Source organism: Algoriphagus sanaruensis (assembly GCF_001593605.1).
Lineage (GTDB): Bacteria > Bacteroidota > Bacteroidia > Cytophagales > Cyclobacteriaceae > Algoriphagus > Algoriphagus sanaruensis.
Window position 1 is genome coordinate 3,623,037 of sequence record NZ_CP012836.1, and the last position, 19,293, is coordinate 3,642,329.

Sequence of the window (19,293 nt, forward strand, 5' to 3'; positions counted from 1 at the left end):
TATTCAGCGTTCGACATTCGATGTTCAGAAAGTTCAAGGTTCGAAGTTCTTGGCTCAAGGTTTCCATCCTAGGAAAAGGTCGTAAATCGTAAATCTCAAATCGTAAATCCCCTTGCTTTTTCTCCTGTCAGCACCGCTAAAAGCAAATCATAGGTTCTGCTTTCTCCAGGTTCGAGTAAAATCAAGGTTCCATTTTCTCTCGCCGCCGCTTGTCCAATGGGTGGATGAGTCGCAGGTTCGAGAGCTGTCACGTATTCATTTTTTCCCCAATGCTGCCAGTTGATCAACCAAGGCATTTGAGTTTTGGAAAAGCTGATTCTCAAGGCTAATTCCAAGGAATCATTGGCATATCCACAAGTGACTTGGTCATTAGCATCGGCTTTTGGATCGATAAAAGCGACATCCTCTCCAAAACCTGCATGCGCATCCATCGGAGCGGCACAGCGAGTAAACTCGTATTTTCGGTTAAACTCGGTATTATTCGCATCCGTAGCTTTCGGCTTCTTTTCCCCTTTCCATACAATCCGAGTTCCCTCATCAATCAATGGCCAGCCACAGTTGATATGATATAAAATCATGTGGGGAGCCGGGGCATTTCCTCTATTTGTGACGGTGTCTTTGATTCGAATTTCTGAGGAACCAATCGTTCCAGAAATTGATCGATGCATCTCCAAGCTTGGCCCAAACGTGGTCGTTTCCCTTACTTTGGCTACAATTTCAAAATTGAGATCCCCCGAGAAAATATCAGGCTGCTTGATTGAAACCAGCTCGGCTGGGATATTGGAATAATTACCATGAAGACCTCTAGCACCTGATTCATCAGCATTGGGAGGACCGGCATTGGAAAGTCCGCAAGTGGTTAACAGGCCTCCACCAAAAGTTCGAAGCCAATCGATCCCCTGATTGGAAAAAGGTTGTGGAGCCGTCAATCCTGCATGAGAAAGCCAAGCCAAACTATGGGCATTGTAGAAGGCATCCAAAATATCCATCCCTCGATCCAGCACTAGCTTGTACCTAAGGCCCGTGCCCGTATTCACCCAAGCTATACGCACACCTCGTCCGGGTCCATTGTCGACGATAGCGGTTTCTATCCCACCAATTTGGTGGGAGTTGGATAGTTTATGCTTCCAATTTTCCGGGGTACCGAGATTCATTTTGGGTTTTTAAATAGAGAGTCAACCTATAAAAAAGGCTTTCCGGGACTATCCTGCCCTATGTGGGTGCCCCGATAAAGCTTGGCTATAAGATAGCCAAAAGGGAAAATAGAATTCTCCCATTGGTAAAAAAGAGAGGAAAAATATATACTAAAAAGAAAAGGCGCCAAACTGAAATGGCGCCCTTCTTCCTTTCACCGAATTATTATAACTTCTTCAGTTGCACATTTTTAAACATCACCTTCATCGGTGGTCCCACATGCATCTGCATTCCCATCAGACCTTTGACCATTCTATTTTTGGAATCCTCATCGTGTACTTCGCTCATAAGCGTACCATTGACATAATGCTTAAGTATATTTCCTTTGGCTATAATGTGAATGGAGTTCCAATCTCCTTTTTTGATCAGATTGCCGAGCTCAGCGCGATCACCGAGATCTTCTACGAGATTAAGTCCTTTCCAAGCATTTCGTTCTACAAATCCTCTGAGTTCTGTAATGGAGTCAGGCTGAGAAGTAATCCTTGTTTTTTGTCCTCGATAAGCCAAGGTGGTCCGCTTCCGTTCTTCATAATTCTGTCCAGTGTACCGATTACCCCCATCGATATCTGCCTGATAGCCTCTTAAGGCAAATGGGACTTCCGTAAATCGATCGCTTCGATATTGAACCCCTGAGTTTCCCGTTTCAGAAATCCAGTAGTCCATCTTTAGCTCAAAATCGCCAACCTCACCACCTTTCCAGATGATGAAGGTATTCGACTTGAGCGGATTTTCCGGATTGGTTTCCCCGTGAATGGCACCCTCAGTCACCTTCCAATAGTCGGCATCATATTCCCATCCATCCAGACTTTTTCCATCAAAGATGGAAACAAAGTCTGTTTGCTTTGGATCAGAGTAGCCGTAGCTAAATGCCTTTCCTAGTAGGAATGCAGCCTCCCCCCATCGATTTACCATTCGAAACGAAGTCAAGCTGAGCGAAACGAGCACAACTCCAATCAAAACGCCCAAAAAGACCCTTTTTGAATTTGACTTGATTTTCATTTTTGTGCGGTTGGTTGCTTATATACAGCATGATCTGGATTACCTCCTGAGATTAGGTAGGCCATCAAATCTTTTAATTCCTCCTCATTGAGTCGGTTGATCAAACCTGGCATCATGATGGAAACCTCAGCATTTTTCTTCAAAACCACCGTGTTCTTAGCGATAGTCTTGATGTCATTTGGAGCAAATGGGTTTTGAGAAATGTAGTAATTCTGCGCATCCTCATCGTTTAGCTTTCCAACGATCGAACCACCAGCCTTCAACTCTAGCACGGTAGCATGATACTGATCGGAGATGGTTTCACTCGGATTGATCGTAGCTACGAGAATGTCTTTTGGAGAAAATCGAGTACCCAATTGAGTCAAATCAGGACCTATCGCTCCACCTTCACCTTGCATCGTATGACAAGACTGGCAAAGTGCTGCAGCATACATCGCTTTTCCTTTTACCAAATCACGACCCACCAAGTTAGCAACCAAAGGCTCAGCTTCTTCCAGAGTCCAACGACGACCAGGTCCTTCTGGCTGTACTCCGGAATTGACAATATCATTTCCGCTCGCAGTTAACAACTTACCACCTGATAGTTCATCATACTTGTCAAAATCAGCTTTGTCTACGGAGGCAAGTGCCATCTTACGCGCTCGATCCAAGAATCCCACATAGCTTCGACCACCTTTGTAAGCAGTCAAGGCATGATTGATCCACTTGAAATATTCCTCACGCTGAGCGGAAGTCCAGCCCTTATCCGCTCCTCCTAAAACAGTCGCATAGAAAGTGGCCTGAGCAGGTGGAACATTCGCCAACATATTCGCAATGTCCATTCCGTACTGCGGATTTCTGAAAATCAAATCTGAAGAAGCGGTAAAGGTCTTCTGATAATTCGGATCATCCTTTGCGTTTTGGAGCAAGGCTAAGGTTTTTTCCACCGCCGAAGGAGCGTCTAAATGAGTCATCAAAATGGACAACGAACGATCCAACATATTGTCATTTGCTGGGTAATTCGGATCCAAGTAAGTCACCAGTTGTGATTTAACTGATTCGGCACCTTTGTCATAGCGATACAAAATCACCTCTATGGTTCGGAGCAAATCCTGCTTGTCTTTGGCAGAAAGGGCTTTGTAATCCACCTGCATCAGGCTATTCAGCATAGCCGCAGCATCTGCATCGGTTGCATGGTGAGCCAATGACAAAATCGCATGAATCTTTTTAGCAGGATCAGTTTCAGCCAAGGCTTTATCTTTCCAAGAAGCTACCGGCTGGTGTTCCAAGACTATACGAGCAGCGTATTGAACATAGCGATCAGAATGACCCAATTGTGCCCACGCTTTTTCTAATCCTTCCGCAGGTGCACCTGCTTTGTGATATTGCTCTAGCTCTCTTCGGAGTTTGGCTTCCTGAGGCAGATCTGCTTCAGTCATTGGTGTATAGGAATCTAATTCACCTTGGTAGGTCACCCGGTACAAGTCAGACTCCAATCGTCGACCACCTGTAGCAAAATAAAATGCACCATCTGGGCCGATAATTCCATCGGTCAAAGGCAAAGGAGATCCAGAAATAAATTCTTCCGCCATCGCATCATAGGTAGCTCCATTTGGGGTTAAGTGGATGGCATAAATAATTCCAAAGCTCCAATCAAAGGCATATAAGGCTTTCTTGTATTTGCTAGGAAAATTGGCTTTGAATCCAAACATGGCATTGGTTGGAGAACCTTGACCAATATTGAGTACTGCAGGCAAGTTGTCTGGGTAATTTGGAGACCATTTGGAGTTACCTGTTCTCCATCCGAATTCAGCCCCGCTAGTGACGTGATTGATCCGAGTAGGACGATACCAAGGCATCCCAAAGTCCCATTCCATATCCGCATCGTAGGCAAAAATGTCCCCTACCTCATTGTAATCGAAATCAAATGCATTTCTGAATCCGGCACCGATCAGCTCCCAATCAGTCCCATCTGGATTGATTCGAGCAATCCAACCTCCAGGAGCCATTCGGCTATTGGCATGACCTCTTGGATCTTTGATGAGCGGGAAAAGATTATCCTCTTGCCATACCGGTGGGAGGCGATAGGAATTCATTGCTGGAACATCCACGTGGTTACCGGCAATAAGGTAAATGCCCTGACCATCTGGAGTCAGTTTCATGGAGTGTGGTCCATGCTCTCCTTGCTGTCCTTTCAACTCCCGGATTTGAGTAACAGTCTCAAATTGATCATCTCCATCCAAATCCTGAATTCGGTAAAGTCCGGTCGGCTGGCTGAATGTTGCATTAGGATTGTGATTCACCATCACATACAGGGAATTGAAGGCATAAAGAAGGCCTTGAGCATAGCCCATTCCTACCAAAGAGTCTGGAACATTTCCTACAATCAGTTTTTCAACTTTTGGCTTTACCGTAGAATCAGAACCGATAGGAGGTAGTTCCAGGCGGTATAAATAGCCATATTGATCTGAGGTGATCATTCTTCCTTTATCATCAAAGGTCATGGCAACCCAAGATCCTTGATCATTTTCTCCCGGACTATAGATTAGTTCAGCAACAAACCCATCCGGAAGTTTGAGTTTGTCAATCTTGGGATTTCCGGTAAGCTGCCGGGTTTGCTCTTCTTTTTTACCGCAGGAGATTAGGATCGCGGCAAGCAAAGCAAAAGCAAATAGATGTTTGAAAGTGCTTTTGAGAAACATAGTATTTTGGATTTAAGGCTTTTCAGGCAATTTTATTTCACACGGTTTCAAGATGAGAAATTTTCCAAGGGATTGAAAACCACTCATGAAGGCTATTTACTTCTTATAAAGAATCTAACTATCCTGCCATCTCGGGTTTGTAGGTAAAATTTCTTTCCTCAAAAAAATAACCCAGCATCTGGGCTTTTCCGAAGAAAAGAAGATGCCGGGCTATCCCATTGAAGAAAACCAATTTAGAAATAAGGACTTAGATCAGCTTCTGCAGCCGGCATTGCATAGAACTTGCTCAGATTTGTGAAGGCATTTGATCTTGGAACAGCTCCAGCAACAGGCGGATAGTAGTAATCCAAAGGATTGGCAATGATTCGCTGACCATAAGCGCCGATGATCTCTTGGATTCGATCGGTACGCTGAATATCAAACCAACGCTTGTTTTCGAAAGCCAATTCCACTCTTCTTTCTTTGAAAATTGCCTCTCTCACGTCAGCTTGACCTGAAGCTGTGGTAGGCGCCAATCCAGCTCGAGCCCGAACTTGATTCAGATATCCTACAGCCTCTCCAGTTTTACCTTGTTCATTAAGTACCTCAGCCAAAAACAAAAGTGTTTCTGCATAGCGATAAATAATCCAATTGGTACCATGGTTATTGTGCTGTGAATGTGTTTTTGCATGCTTCAGAATATAAGGATACACCTTGTCTGCTCTAAAGCTACCTGCCAACTCTACATATCCAATGGAAACGTCTTTTCTCAAATCACCCTCTTCAAATGCGGCAATAATATCCGGAGTAGGAATATTGTTACCTTCTCCATCGATATTTTGAGGATTGGAAGTTCCAGTAATAGGCTTTAGCTCAGCGGCACTGATCGGTCTAGGCATAAAGCTATAGATGAAATTTCCGTTCAAACCAGCTGCACCCTCCAAAAACTGAACTTCAAAAATCGACTCTGAATTGTTTTTATTAGAGGAATTACCAGGAAAAACATTGGCATAATCCGGGATCAAAGAATACTCTCCACTATTAACAATGGCTCGAAGAAGCGTCTCAGCAGTTGACCAGCTTTTTCTATTGATATGCACGTTGGCAAGGAGCATTCTCGCCGCACCGGCGGTTACTCGACCAGCTTGTTGCTTGGATTTCTCAGGCAGCAAAGGAATCGCTGCATCCAAATCAGAAATGATTTGAGCATACAATTCATCTTCTCCGCTAAGCTCCAATGCTGCTTCTTCACGACTTGCAACTGGGGTCAGGTGAAGTGGTGCTTTGCCAAAATACCTTGCCAATTCGAAGTAGGCATAAGCTCTGAGGTACAAGGCTTGGCCTTTCACATTCGCCTTAGCTGCGGCATCAAAATCTACCTCATCAATCAAGGCAAGAATCTGATTGGCTCGCGCAATAATGAGATAATCTTGACGATACTGGTTGAGCACGTGCGTATTGGAAGTAACTCCATTGGCCTCTGGAACAGCAAAGTCTGCAAGATCTTCTTGCTGCTCGGTTGCTCCAAACAAGATATTTCGGGCATAGTAGGTATTATCAGAGTGCATTTCACCCAATAACCAAGATCGGTCATTGGTAATCGTCCGAAGCGGAACGTAAGCCGCATTGACAGCCTGCTCAAAGTCACTTTGAGTTTTGAAGAAAGTGGCCGAACTCAATTGCGTTTCTGGGAAAACTTCCAAGAAATCTGGACCACATCCCATTAAACCGGCGAGGGCAATTAAAGAGATATATTTTCTATATAGTTTCATAATTGATGCTTTTTAGTGTTGTAAGAGGATCCCTTAGAAATTGATATTGGCTCCAAATGTCACAGTAACAGGGATTGGATATCCAAACAAGTCAACTCCTGGGCTAAGGTTACCACCATCTCCTTGACCATTATTCTGCATACTAACTTCTGGATTGGATCCACCCCAGTAAGGAGTCCAGGTAATCAAGTTTTGAACAGAGCTATAAACTCTTGCTGTCTTCACGAATTTGAAAGACTTTTTAATGTTATAGCCTAAGGTTATGTTCTTGATCGAGAAGTAGGAAGCATCCCAAACAAAGTTGCTATTGGCCCAGTCTCGCTCGATACCGGTTACGTTACCGCCACCGACAGTCGTACCGAAGATACCTTCACCTGGATCTTGAGGAGAGCGGAATCGGTCTGTAGCTTTTCTAACCATGTTGAAAACCCCATCTAAGTTTGCTGTAGAATAGAGGTGTCTCATGTAAAGTTTATTTCCGAAAGACCCTTGGCCAGTGATACTCATATCCCAATTTTTATACTTGAAGGATTGAGTTGTACCATAAGTAAAACTTGGGAAGGGATTTCCCATTATGGCTCGGTCATCATTATCTCCACCAATCGAGATAATTCCGTCACCATTAATATCCTGAAGTTTAATACTACCCACTCGAGAGCGACCTGGAACTTTAGGAGAATTGGCTAAGTCTTCCTCATTGGCATAGTTGCCCAATTTGATCAATCCATAAAACTGACCAAATGGCTGCCCTACTTGTGTGATGTGGAAGGAACCATAAACCCGATCAATTCCATCTGCCAAAGACTTCACGATATTTCGGTTAAAAGAAATATTCGCATTTGCATTCCAGGTAAATTCACCCACAATAGGAATGGTATTCAAGGTAAATTCATGTCCCCAGAAGTTGATCTCACCGATATTATCATTGAAATTGGTGAAACCTGCTTCTTGAGGAACTTGGACGGCGTAAAGGAGATTGGTGGTCGTCTTGTTATAATAATCATACACAAACTGGATGCGATCATCCCATAGACCTAAGTCAAGTCCGATATCGAAAGAGCCAGTAGTTTCCCAACCCAATCTCGTGTTTGACAAGGAAGTCACACCTGCTCCAGGAACAATCGTATTACCGAAAACGGCATTAATCGTGTTATTCACCAAGGCATATTGCGTGAAGTTACCGATGTTGTTATTACCTGTGACCCCATAGCTCGCTCTTAACTTAGCAAATGAGATTGTGCTATTGGATTTTAGGAATTCCTCATCAGACATCACCCAACCCACGGAAGTGGATGGAAAGACCCCCCAACGATTATCCGCACCAAATCGGGAAGAACCATCTGCTCTCAAAGAAGCTGAGAAGAGATATTTTCCTTTGTAATTGTACGTCAATCGAGAAAGTACAGAAGACAAGGCCCACTCTCCTACATCTGAAAAGGTACCGCCTCGGTTAATATTAATGGCACCTTGAATAGTTGGGAGGCGGTCATCTGAATAGGTATCCGCTTGAATTCGAGTTCGCTCCATTCTGTAGCGCTGATTGGTGTAACCAGCCAAAATCTCAAAATTGTGATCATTGATGGACTTAGAGTAGGTAATCAAATTCTCATTCAACCAAGATAGTGAGGCGGTATTATCTCGCACAGACTGGGCCACTGTTGGAAGTGCAACGTTAATTCGAGAAGTTGCTGTGGAAGGGTTGAACGAGAAAAACTTACTATCCCTGATTTCAGCACTGAAGGTGGATTTTACCGATAATCCCTTGATAGGCTTCCATTGTACATAGGAAGAGGACAATAGATTGATCTGATCAGTTTCATTAATCAATTCCTGAGCGGATCTTACCCAGTTTGGATAAGCAAAGATATTTCCTGTATTCGATGGGAATCGGTTAAATGAAGTCAATTCTCCTGATTCATCATAAATCGGCATGACTGGCCAAGTATGAATTGCGTTGAATAAAATACCAGTTCCCCGAGTACCATCGGTTTGTGGCGTATTGTCATAGATATAGCTAGGAGCTAAATTGATCCCAACACTAACCTTATCTGACACATCGTAATCCGCATTCATTCGAATGGAGTATCGCTGATAGTCAGTATTAATTACAACGCCCTTTTGGTCAAATATCCCAGCAACAATCGCTGTTCTTAATTTATCCCTATTGTTGGTAATGGTTAGGTTATAACTAGTGATGGGTGCGGTCTGAAGTAGTGCTTGATACCAATCGTTGTTTTTATCTCTGAATTGAGAAGGATTTTGGAAAATATCCGGTACAGGCTGTCCAGCATCTTCGTAGTATTCCTTTTTAAACTGAGCAAACTCTTCGGCATTCATCATTTCCAATCGACCTCTGACAGGAACTTTCTGCCATCCTGTAAAAACATTCAAATTGACATTGGACTGACCTGCTTTTCCTTTTTTGGTGGTAATCAAAACTACCCCGTTCGCAGCTCTAGATCCATACAAGGAAGTTGATGCTGCATCTTTTAGGATTGAAATATCCTCAATCTCATCCGGGTTCAGGGTATTAATATCTCCAGTGATCGGGAATCCATCCACTACATACAGCGGATCAGATCCGGCAGTAACAGACAACTGACCGCGAATCCTCACTGTCAATCCCTGACCTGGCTTACCCGTTGTTTGGTTTATCTGAACACCCGCTAGTCTACCTTGGAGTTTTTGACCAAGTGTAGAAACTGGCAAATCCTGGAGTTCCTCCTGCTTGACGGTCTGAACTGCTCCCGTAATTTCCTTTTTCAACTGGCTACCGTACCCCACGACAATAACCTCAGAAAGGTCTGAAGTAGATAAGGGTAGAAGGATGTTGTAAGTCGATTGTCCGGCTACGACAGCAACTTCCTGAGAAGTGTAGCCGACAAAACTGACCACCAGAATATCTCCTGGGGATGCATTGATTTGAAATCCTCCATCGATGTCAGTAACTGACCCCCTTTGGGTCCCTTTGATCAACACCATAGCGCCGGGCAGGGGCTCATTATCCGGTTCGGTGGTGACCACACCCCGAACAGTTTGGGCCTGCCCCAAACTTGCTATACTAATACATAGCAGTGTAAATAAAAGCCCAATAAATCGGGATTTTATTTTAGATAGATAGTGGTTATTCATATTGATGGGTTTAATGTTAGTAAGAAAAACCTGAGTCAATATTTAAATAATACAAACTGATTGCATCCTGTTGAATCCTGTTTAACCTTCAGAAAATCAGGAATTAACAAGCAGGATACGGCAGGATACAGTGTTTGTGGAAGAGCTATCTATTAATGATTAAACAAAAAACAAAAAGATATATAAACAGGATGCGACAGGATACCGCACCATTGAATTTTTATATATAAGTTTTACTTAATAGATATAGCGTTAATATTTATAAACAACCATATAAAAACAATTGATACTTATTTATAAAGTCCCTATAATTATCCTGCTTAAAATTTAGCTTTTTATGAATCACCGAAACTACCAAAATCTCCTCGTTGCCCTATTTCTTTTCCTCTTTCTAAATTGGGGCTGCACCCCAGATAAAACCCTCGAACTTCGAAAAAACAACAGCATTGCCTTAGTCGGAAACAATCTTGGTTCACGAATGATGGAGTTTGGACTTTTTGAAACGGAAATGCAAATGCGCTATCCGGACAGCACATTATCCATCCGAAATCTCTGTGATCCCGGTGACACTCCAGGGTTCCGTCCACGATCTGCCTCCAAAGACCCTTGGGCTTTCCCTGGTGCAGAGGAATTTCAGGATGAATTTGCCACCCATTCAGACTCCCAAGGTTTCTTGGAAAAACCAGACCAATGGCTTTCTCGCCTCAAGGCAGACATTGTCATTGGTTTTTTTGGTTTCAATGAGTCGTTCCAGGGAAAAGAAAAGCTTCAAAACTTTTCCGATGAACTCGAGGCCTGGATTATTCATTCCAAAGCCCAGCAATACAACGGTTCTTCATCCCCTCAATTGGCGCTTGTATCACCCATTGCCTTTGAAGATTTGAGCGATATCATCGACGTTCCTAATGGAATTAAGGAAAATGAACTGCTCCAACTTTACACCACCGCCATGGCGGCAGTAGCTCAAAAGCACGACATTGTTTTTGTGGATGCCTTCAAGCCTAGTCAAAAATGGTATCAGGAAAGTGAGGAGCCTTTGACCATCGACGGAACGCAATTAAATGAAGCGGGCTATGCAAAACTTGCTAAGCTCCTAGCAGACAAACTTTTTGGTAAAGCAGATCGAAAAGCTGAAACAAATCGTGACCTGATTCATCAGGCGGTCATGGAAAAAAACTGGCTTTGGCACAATGATTACAAAATCCCTAATGGAGTCCATGTATACGGACGTCGTTATGATCCCTTTGGACCGGACAACTATCCTTTCGAAATTGAAAAGATCCGCCAAATGACAGCCATTCGAGACACGGCAATTTGGGAGGCAACTACCGGAAAAATCAAGGATTTAGCTGCAGCAGATGCCAAAACCCGAAATCTGCCCGAGGTCAAAACCAACTATAATCCAGAAGCGAACGGGAGCTTGGAATATAAGTATGGTGAAGATGCCTTGAAAACGCTCAAAGTACCAGATGGTTATAAAATTGAATTGTTCGCCTCGGAAGATGAATTCCCAGACCTTGCCAACCCAGTACAGATGTCTTTTGATAATAAAGGAAGACTTTGGGTGGCTACGATGCCAAGTTATCCGCATTACAAACCTGGGGATCCAAGACCTTCTGACAAGCTCTTAATTCTTGAGGACACCGATAACGATGGAAAAGCTGACAAACAAACCATCTTCGCCGAAGGATTGCACCTACCCGTCGGATTTGAAATCGCCACCGAGGGAGTGTATGTTTCCCAATTACCTAATCTGATTTTATTGGAGGATACCGATGGGGACGATCACGCTGACAAAAAAACCATTTTGCTTTCCGGCTTTGACGATCACGACACCCATCACGCCATCTCTGCCTACAGTACGGATGAAAGTGGGGCGATCTATATGGCAGAAGGAGTATTTCTTCATACCAACGTAGAAACTTCCTATGGCCCAGTTCGGGCAACCAATGGAGGATTTTACCGGTATGAGCCAAAGCGTCACAAACTTGAGCGGGTCAATCAAGTGAGCATTCCAAATCCTTGGGGAATTGCTTTTGACGAGTGGGGACAAAACTTCTATGCGGAAACTTCAGGTCCTAACGTCAACTGGATGCTTCCTGGGTCTACTTTGCCTCGTTATGGCAATTCCAACTTCAAAGGACCAAATCTGATCGAAAAAGACCACATGGTTCGACCTACCTCAGGGTTGGAATTTATTTCAAGCAGTCACTTTCCTGACGATGTACAGGGAGATTTGATCATCAATAACACCATTGGATTCTTGGGAACCAAACAGCACCGAATGATTGATGATACGGTCGGGTTTAGTTCCAAATGGAGACAAGACTTGATTGTTTCCACAGATCGAAATTTCCGACCTGTAGATATGGAAATTGCGCCGGATGGATCACTTTACGTTGTGGATTGGCATAATATCCTGATCGGTCACATGCAGCACAATGCGCGAGATCCACTTCGTGATCATGTCCATGGCCGAATTTATCGATTGACTTATCCTTCCAGACCTTTGGTCACTCCTGCGAAAATTGCCGGAGCAAGTATTCCTGAATTATTGGAAAATCTGAAACTTCCTGAATATCGATCCCGCTATCGAACTCGAAGAGAATTGAGAGGTAAAGAAGCAGGAGAAGTTACCGCGGCGATAGAAAAATGGCTCACGACCCTAGATAAAAATGACCCTCGATACGAGCATCACCGTCTGGAGGCGCTTTGGGTGACATGGGGAGTAAATAAAGTCAATCAAGCTCTTCTTAAAGAACTACTCCAATCTGAAGATTATCGCGTTCGAGCGGCAGCAACCCGGGTAGTTCGGTATACTGGACATCAAGTCAAAGATCAGGCGGATCTATTGATGGCAGCTGCCAAAGACCCTCATGGACGAGTTCGAATGGAAGCCATTGCTGCGGCATCATGGCTGCCTAGAGAAATCGGAACTCCAATTTTAGCAGAAGCCGAAAAGCAACCAAAAGATGCAACTTGGATTCCAAGAACATTAGAAACTGCCGTAGCTCACCTAAATGGACTTTCTGTTCAGCAGAAAAAAGAAGAGGATATCAAGTCTTCGTTGACCGGATCGGATCGCGAATTATTCGTTTTGGGTAAAGAAATCTATGCACGAGAAGGCTTCTGTGGCACTTGCCATCAGATGGATGGAGGTGGCCTGACTGCCTCTCAGTTTCCTCCACTTCGCGGTACACCTTGGGTAACTGGAAGTCCTGAGCGAATGATCAAAATTGTGCTGAAAGGCATCATGGGGCCAATTGAGGTAGCAGGTCGTGAATACCCAGGACAAGTACCTATGACTCCTTACGAAGGCATGCTCAACGATACAGAAATTGCAGCTGTTTTGACTTATGTTAGAAACTCATTCGGGAACCAAGCCTCACCGATTTCACCGGATTTGGTGAAGAAGGTTCGAGAAGAAGTTAAAGACAAGGAAGGATTCTGGAGCCCAACCGAATTGCTGAAGATGCATCCGATGGAGAAGTAGAATTTCGGATGTCGGATTTTTGATTTCGGATTTGGTTCGATGTTCATTGTTCGATGTTCGTTATTCAGTTATTAGGTCATTGGTGGCATGGTTTTTTAGATCATGCCACCAATACTTGTTTTATGGAACCCATTATAAATTCAGATTTGAAGTCCCTATTTCGGTCGTAAATCCAAAATCGTAAATCGTCAATGAAAGCCCTTCTATCCCTACTGACCTTAACACTTCCTTTTCTTTCTTTCTCTCAGTCCAAAAATCTCAGCTTTGAAAAGCAGCTAATCGCCTTTGAAAGCTATGAGTCAGTGGGTATCATGGATGTGGACAAAGATGGACACCTGGACTTGGTGTCGGGAAGCTATTGGTACAAAGGCCCCAAATTCCTCGATCGGCAATTGATCGGCCAAGTGAAGCGATATGGAGAGTACTACGAAGACTTTTCGACCATCACGATGGATGTGAATGGGGACGGAAATATAGATTTCATCACCGGGGGCTGGTTTGAAGGAAAACTGATCTGGAAAGAAAATCCCGGCAAAAACGGGGAGTGGAAAGAGCACCTGATTGCTGAAACCGGGAATATCGAAACCGTTCGTGCCTGGGATTTGGATGGAGATGGTACGCTGGAGATCGTGCCAAATACCCCAAGAAAGGCCTTAGCATTTTACAAATGGGTTGGCCCAAACCAATTTGAAAAATACGAGGTCTTCGAGACCCAAGGCCATGGACTTGGCTTCGGCGATATCAACGGGGATGGCTGGGGAGATTTGGTCAGCAGCTATGGCTGGTATGAAGCCCCTGCCGACCTGAGGTATGGGGAGTGGACCTTTCACCCAACTTTTGAACTCGGTGATGTCAGTGTACCGATCATCGTAACTGACTTGAACAGGGACGGAATGAATGACTTGATCCTAGGCAATGGACATAACTATGGACTTTTTTGGATGGAGCAAAAGCGGGATGCAGAAGGGAAAATCACTTTTGCCAAGCACGACATCGATCCCTACCACGCCCAATACCACGTGATGGAATGGATCGATCTGGACGGAGATGGACAAAACGAACTGATCACCGGCAAGCGCTACCGGGCACACAACGGCAAAGACCCGGGCGAACTGGATAACATAGGCCTTTACTATTTCAAATGGGATGGCAAGAATTTCGTCAAAAATGTGATTAGCTACGGGCCATTTGGTGAGGGAAAAGGCACCGGGCTCTACTTTTCCACCGGAGACCTAAATCGTGACGGAAAGATCGACATCGCCGTGGCAGGAAAAGACGGTTTGGCAGTGTTTTTTCAGAAATGAGATTACTTCAAATATTGATTTAAAACCAAAACCTAAATAACCACCCTAGGCTAGAATGAAAGGAGTTATTTTCTACTACTAACTTAAACTTCCTGCTTATGGCAAAAATCTTTATCACCGGTTCATCTGATGGCTTAGGCAAATTGGCCGCTGAGAAATTGATTGCAACAGGCCATCAAGTTGTCCTTCATGCACGAAATTCAGAGCGGGCAGATTTGCTAAAAAGTCAATTTACTAGCTCCTACCCTATTCTAATCGCCGACTTATCTAATCTGGAGGAAACAAAAAAACTCGCCCTTGAAGCAAATGACCTTGGTAGGTTTGATGCTGTCACCCACAATGCCGGAGTCCTCCATGCAGATTCCAAAACTATTTTCCAGGTCAATGTACTTGCTCCTTTTGTATTGACAGCCTTGATGGAAAAACCCGATCGACTGATCTACCTAAGCTCAAGCATGCATTTTGGAGGAAAGGAGTTTTCCGATATTGGCCAAGTAGAAAAAACCACCTATTCCGACTCCAAATTGATGATTACGGCGCTAACGGCTGCATTTGCCCGACTTTTCCCAGAAATAAAATGCAATTCCGTGGACCCAGGATGGGTTCCTACCAAAATGGGTGGCAAAAACGCACCCGATGACTTGCAAAAAGGCGTAGAAACTCAGATTTGGCTGGCAACAAGCGAAGAAAAGGAAGCTAAGGTTTCCGGAAAGTATTTCCGGCATCAGCAGGTAAAAAGTCCACATCCAGCGGTTGAAGATACAGCCTACCAAACTTGGCTAATCCGGTGGTGTGAAGAATTATCTGGAGTTAGCCTTATTTAAAACCATTTTGACTCGTGATTTGGGTCAAAATAAAAATGAATAGTTCCTAAACCCATCTTTTCATTTCAATCAAATGACCTCTTTGCAAAGGAATAAAAGATTTCACTCCACTTCTCTAGACCCTTTGAAAACCTTAATTTTTTAAAAATATTTTTTTTCAATACTTATTTATTGTTTATCAATAAATTTTTACTGACTTTTGAAAAGTCAATTTCAACACTATGAAAACTCTAACAGAACAATGGAAAGAAAAATGGGTCAATCAGCCTTCGCTGATGCTCATTACTGTGGTCATTTGGTCCATCTTTATCGGACTATGCATTCAGGCAGGGGCCCTGCTTTTCACCTTTATCTACAGCTGGTTTAATCCAATCGTAGCTCAAAATCTATTTGACGGATTGAATCTCTATTCCCTGAAAGAAGCCAATCCTTGGTATTATGGAGGGGTAATTTCGATGGTGCTGTTTATCATCGGCTTGAAAGCCTATCTTTTTTACCAGATCATCAGGATATTTCTCAAAATCAATCTGGTTCATCCATTCAGCCAAGAGGTTTCCAAGCTGATTTCTACAGTCAGCTACACCGCATTTCAGATTGGAATCGGTATTATTTTCGCCTCAGCCTGCTTCAAATGGCTGGCAAAAAAGGGATACGAACTCGATCAAGTCTATTCATTGATGGGCGGAGCCTATGAATTCCTCCTGATGGCAGCAATCCTGGTGGCGGTCAGTCAGATCTTCAAGCGGGGAGTGGAAATTCAGGAAGAAAGTGAATTGACTGTGTAACCTGCTACCAACATGTCGCCAAAAACCGACCTCGTCATCAAGTTCCTCCATGTCATCTCATGGATCATTTTCATAGCCCTCTGCTATCAAACAGGAGCCTTGATCTTTAACTATGCCTTTATGCAATTCCGGGTTTTCCCACCGGAAAATCAATACCTGATTTTGGATCTCACGGAACTCTTTACCCAAAATGAACTCTATTTTGGGATCCTATTTGGTTTGGCGATTGGAGTAAATGGATTGAAGGCGTACACCTTTTATCTGATCACCCTGATTTTCCAATACCTAAATCTGCACAAGCCCTTTAGTCAGGAAATATCTCGTCTGATCTCCAAGATCAGCTACTACATCTTTGCTGCGGGCATCCTTGGAGCGATCGCTCAGGGAGTTTCCGATGAACTGGCCAAACAGGGCTTTCCGGTCACAAATGCCAATCAACAATGGAACGATTATTCAGCCTTCCTGATGATGGCTGCGGTTGTTTTCGTGATTGCCCAGATTTTCAAAAAAGGACTGGAATTGCAGTCCGAAAACGACCTAACCATCTAAGCTATGCCCATAATTGTCAATCTGGATGTCATGATGGCTAGGCGGAAAATGTCCCTTAACGAACTTTCTGAAAAAGTCGATCTCACACTTTCGAATCTATCCATCCTCAAAACTGGAAAGGCCAAAGCAATCCGATTCAGTACGTTAGAAGCCATCTGTAAAGTTTTAGATTGCCAACCCGGGGATATTTTGGAGTTTCGGGAGGAATAAGAAAAACTAGCAAGTATCTGGTATCAAGTATAAAGATTATAGAAAAGAAATGAGAGACCAAAAGCTAGACTCAAACCGATCGAATTTCAATTGATGAACAAATAGAACCCTGAACACCGAACCTTTAAACCTATAACCCCATGAACCCACAAGTCGACCGATTCCTTCTCGAAGGCTGTATGCGATGCCCAAAAGGTGCCACGCCCGCCTGTAAAGTCCATCGATGGACAGCAATTCTCGAGAAATTGAGGCAATTTTTACTGGAAACCGATCTGGTAGAAGATCGTAAATGGGGCATGCCAACCTACACCCTCAATGGAAAAAATGTAATCATGCTGGGTGTATTCAATGAATCTTGTGTGCTCAGCTTTCTGAAAGGTATTTTAATTGAAGATCCAGAGGGATTATTAGAGTTTCCTGGTCCAAGCTCGCAACAAGCCAAAGTCCTTCGATTTACAGGCATAGAACAAGTCGATCCATGGGAAAAATCGATTCAGAACTTTATTCAGCAGGCAATAGACATTGAGAAAAAAGGAAAGAAAGTAGATACTCCGAGACAAACTGGATTGGAAATTCCGGAAGAATTAACTCAAAAATTCGAAGAGCAGGAAGGATTGGAAAAGGCCTTTTTCGCCTTAACTCCTGGCAGACAACGAGGATACTTACTCCACTTTACAGGTGCCAAACAATCAGCCACTAGACTTAGTCGTATTGAAAAATTGATTCCTAAGATTCTGGAAGGGAAAGGAATGCTAGACTAAGATTTCTCGATTGCTGATTAGTTTTCAGGCCTTGCCCGTAGGTTTTCGATGGCTTTCCTATTTTCTTTGGCGCCCGAAAACACACTAAACTATTACATTCTAATGTCTCTGCTAGATAAAATACAAAACCACCCAGAAACCATTTCATTTCAAGAGGTTATTGCGCACATAGACGCTGAGTACGACTTTACTCCAACTCGATTTACGAATGGAAATACTGTTAACGAGGCTGGACAAAATAACGGGAGTTGCAAAATATTCTCCTTTGCCCAACTTCAAGGCCTGAATCCATCTCAGACACTAGCACTTTTTGGTGATTATTATCGAGTGGATGTCTTACAAAATCCAGAGGGAACAGATCACCAAAACATTCGAAATTTCATGGAATTCGGCTGGGATGGAATTCAATTCGATGGCCAAGCGCTCCGCTCCAAAAATCAATAAGGGAACAATGATTTTGTGATCATGCCTGAAGATCATTTCTTCAGGCTTCTTCTAAAAAATTCGCCCTACACAATTTTACTTATTCGATCTGAAGCCTAAAGACCGAGATAAAGTTTTGTTTTTTTGTCTTAAAAAATAGGTAACATCATTTTTTACCTAATTCGGCTCTTTTTTCCCTTTCCAATAAAAAAACGGATAATTGAAAAAACTCAACTTTTTTTTGGATAAATTCCAAAACGCTTACAAAATGCATGTATTACTATTGGCTTAAAATTCGAATTATTATCTCCTCAAATTCAAATTTTTAACTCTTTTTTTTAATCCAATCATGTCTTTAAAAAAACGACTAAACAAGCCCGAATCCATTACCATTGGGTACGCCCTTTTGGGAATTGTGTGGATTTGGGGAAGTGATCTTGTCACTAACGCACTTTTTTCGGATGACATCAATCAGCTTGCTGTTTTTCAACTGTTCAAAGGGATTTTTTATGTCTTAATCACCTCCTACCTGTTATACTACCTGATCAAGCGACTATATGATCAAGTCAACGAGCGGAATAGAGAATTGGAAATTCTATTCACCAATCCCGATTTGGGCATCTTCAAACTAAACGAAACTGGACAGTTTACTGAGGTAAGTCCCAATATCCAAAAGATCACAGGGTTTAACCAAAAAGAGTTACTGGGTAAATCATTTTTGGACTTTACTCCTGAAAACCAACAAAAATCTCTTCTGGACCAGATAAATTCTATTTCTCAAAATTCTCCGGAGAAGGGGTTTATGTTGAGGTATCAGTTTTTGAGTAAAGATCAAAAACTTATCCATCTCAACATATTTGGTATCCAACTATTGGACACGAAAAAAGAGAAAATCGCCTACATTGCCACTTTTCAAAACACCACGCCATTAATCCATTCCTTGGAGACCCTGAGTAAGAAAAATCAACAACTTCAAGAACTTGCCTACGACCAATCACATCTCGTCAGAGCTCCCTTGGCGAGAATCTTAGCCATCACAAGTTTATTTGAAGACGAAAGCCTTATTTCTGAGTCCGATCAGAAGGCTCTGATTCGAAAACTGGAAATTTCGGCACAAGATCTTGACAATCAAATACGGAAGCTTTCAAAAAAAATGGTGGAGTAAGGGTAATCAAATTGCCTACGAC

General features: G+C 43.1%; 14 protein-coding genes. 9 read left to right on the top strand and 5 right to left on the bottom strand.

The window, feature by feature from the left end; translation table 11 throughout:
- Window positions 1-95: 95 nt before the first annotated feature.
- The 5 genes from AO498_RS15765 to AO498_RS15785 form a co-directional block, all read right to left on the bottom strand.
- Window positions 96-1,154 (bottom strand): aldose 1-epimerase family protein, encoded by a 1,059-nt coding sequence (locus AO498_RS15765; protein WP_067549776.1) that lies wholly within the window; start codon window positions 1,152-1,154, stop codon window positions 96-98.
- Between the two features lie 205 nt (window positions 1,155-1,359).
- A complete protein-coding gene (locus tag AO498_RS15770) occupies window positions 1,360-2,193 on the bottom strand; it encodes a 3-keto-disaccharide hydrolase (RefSeq protein ID WP_236778610.1) in 834 nt (277 codons plus the stop codon).
- Window positions 2,190-4,874, bottom strand: a complete 2,685-nt coding sequence (locus tag AO498_RS15775) for a c-type cytochrome (protein WP_067549777.1) — start codon at window positions 4,872-4,874, stop codon at window positions 2,190-2,192. Before AO498_RS15775 ends, AO498_RS15770 begins: the two co-directional genes overlap by 4 nt.
- A 233-nt stretch (window positions 4,875-5,107) precedes the next feature.
- On the bottom strand, window positions 5,108-6,625 hold the full coding sequence (locus tag AO498_RS15780; RefSeq protein WP_067549779.1) for a RagB/SusD family nutrient uptake outer membrane protein: 1,518 nt from the start codon (window positions 6,623-6,625) through the stop codon (window positions 5,108-5,110).
- A gap of 33 nt (window positions 6,626-6,658) precedes the next feature.
- Window positions 6,659-9,757, bottom strand: a complete 3,099-nt coding sequence (locus tag AO498_RS15785) for a SusC/RagA family TonB-linked outer membrane protein (protein WP_067549781.1) — start codon at window positions 9,755-9,757, stop codon at window positions 6,659-6,661.
- A gap of 337 nt (window positions 9,758-10,094) precedes the next feature.
- Here AO498_RS15785 and AO498_RS15790 point away from each other — a divergent pair, with 337 nt between their 5' ends.
- From AO498_RS15790 to AO498_RS15830, 9 genes are all read left to right on the top strand, one after another.
- A complete protein-coding gene (locus AO498_RS15790) occupies window positions 10,095-13,250 on the top strand; it encodes a PVC-type heme-binding CxxCH protein (protein ID WP_067549783.1) in 3,156 nt (1,051 codons plus the stop codon).
- Window positions 13,251-13,441: 191 nt separating this feature from the next.
- Entirely contained in the window at window positions 13,442-14,554 is a 1,113-nt protein-coding gene (locus AO498_RS15795) for an FG-GAP repeat domain-containing protein (RefSeq protein ID WP_067549785.1), read from the top strand.
- A gap of 98 nt (window positions 14,555-14,652) precedes the next feature.
- Window positions 14,653-15,378 carry an SDR family NAD(P)-dependent oxidoreductase gene (locus tag AO498_RS15800; RefSeq protein WP_067549787.1) on the top strand — a complete coding sequence of 242 codons (726 nt, stop codon included), beginning with the start codon at window positions 14,653-14,655 and terminating at the stop codon, window positions 15,376-15,378.
- A gap of 221 nt (window positions 15,379-15,599) precedes the next feature.
- Window positions 15,600-16,163 (top strand): DUF2975 domain-containing protein, encoded by a 564-nt coding sequence (locus AO498_RS15805; RefSeq protein ID WP_067549789.1) that lies wholly within the window; start codon window positions 15,600-15,602, stop codon window positions 16,161-16,163.
- A gap of 12 nt (window positions 16,164-16,175) precedes the next feature.
- Window positions 16,176-16,712: a DUF2975 domain-containing protein gene (locus AO498_RS15810; RefSeq protein ID WP_067549791.1), complete on the top strand. Its 537-nt coding sequence runs from the start codon at window positions 16,176-16,178 to the stop codon at window positions 16,710-16,712.
- Between the two features lie 3 nt (window positions 16,713-16,715).
- Entirely contained in the window at window positions 16,716-16,922 is a 207-nt protein-coding gene (locus AO498_RS15815) for a helix-turn-helix domain-containing protein (RefSeq protein WP_067549793.1), read from the top strand.
- Window positions 16,923-17,062: 140 nt separating this feature from the next.
- Window positions 17,063-17,683, top strand: a complete 621-nt coding sequence (locus AO498_RS15820; protein ID WP_067549794.1) for a YdeI/OmpD-associated family protein — start codon at window positions 17,063-17,065, stop codon at window positions 17,681-17,683.
- A 102-nt stretch (window positions 17,684-17,785) separates the two neighbouring features.
- Window positions 17,786-18,127, top strand: a complete 342-nt coding sequence (locus tag AO498_RS15825) for a HopJ type III effector protein (RefSeq protein ID WP_067549795.1) — start codon at window positions 17,786-17,788, stop codon at window positions 18,125-18,127.
- Window positions 18,128-18,455: 328 nt separating this feature from the next.
- The gene (locus AO498_RS15830) at window positions 18,456-19,271 is read left to right on the top strand and encodes a PAS domain-containing protein (RefSeq protein WP_067549796.1); all 816 of its coding nucleotides are present in this window, start codon (window positions 18,456-18,458) and stop codon (window positions 19,269-19,271) included.
- The last annotated feature ends 22 nt before the right edge of the window (window positions 19,272-19,293 follow it).

Excerpts from the sequence above, each read along its gene's own strand:
- AO498_RS15815 (WP_067549793.1), top strand. The coding sequence starts at position 16,716 with ATGCCCATAATTGTCAATCTGGATGTCATGATGGCTAGGCGGAAAATG.
- AO498_RS15810 (WP_067549791.1), top strand. The coding sequence starts at position 16,176 with ATGTCGCCAAAAACCGACCTCGTCATCAAGTTCCTCCATGTCATCTCA.
- AO498_RS15805 (WP_067549789.1), top strand. The coding sequence starts at position 15,600 with ATGAAAACTCTAACAGAACAATGGAAAGAAAAATGGGTCAATCAGCCT.
- AO498_RS15795 (WP_067549785.1), top strand. The coding sequence starts at position 13,442 with ATGAAAGCCCTTCTATCCCTACTGACCTTAACACTTCCTTTTCTTTCT.
- AO498_RS15800 (WP_067549787.1), top strand. The coding sequence starts at position 14,653 with ATGGCAAAAATCTTTATCACCGGTTCATCTGATGGCTTAGGCAAATTG.
- AO498_RS15820 (WP_067549794.1), top strand. The coding sequence starts at position 17,063 with ATGAACCCACAAGTCGACCGATTCCTTCTCGAAGGCTGTATGCGATGC.
- AO498_RS15775 (WP_067549777.1), bottom strand. The coding sequence starts at position 4,874 with ATGTTTCTCAAAAGCACTTTCAAACATCTATTTGCTTTTGCTTTGCTT.
- AO498_RS15830 (WP_067549796.1), top strand. The coding sequence starts at position 18,456 with ATGTCTTTAAAAAAACGACTAAACAAGCCCGAATCCATTACCATTGGG.
- AO498_RS15825 (WP_067549795.1), top strand. The coding sequence starts at position 17,786 with ATGTCTCTGCTAGATAAAATACAAAACCACCCAGAAACCATTTCATTT.
- AO498_RS15770 (WP_236778610.1), bottom strand. The coding sequence starts at position 2,193 with ATGAAAATCAAGTCAAATTCAAAAAGGGTCTTTTTGGGCGTTTTGATT.
- AO498_RS15785 (WP_067549781.1), bottom strand. The coding sequence starts at position 9,757 with ATGAATAACCACTATCTATCTAAAATAAAATCCCGATTTATTGGGCTT.
- AO498_RS15765 (WP_067549776.1), bottom strand. The coding sequence starts at position 1,154 with ATGAATCTCGGTACCCCGGAAAATTGGAAGCATAAACTATCCAACTCC.
- AO498_RS15780 (WP_067549779.1), bottom strand. The coding sequence starts at position 6,625 with ATGAAACTATATAGAAAATATATCTCTTTAATTGCCCTCGCCGGTTTA.
- AO498_RS15790 (WP_067549783.1), top strand. The coding sequence starts at position 10,095 with ATGAATCACCGAAACTACCAAAATCTCCTCGTTGCCCTATTTCTTTTC.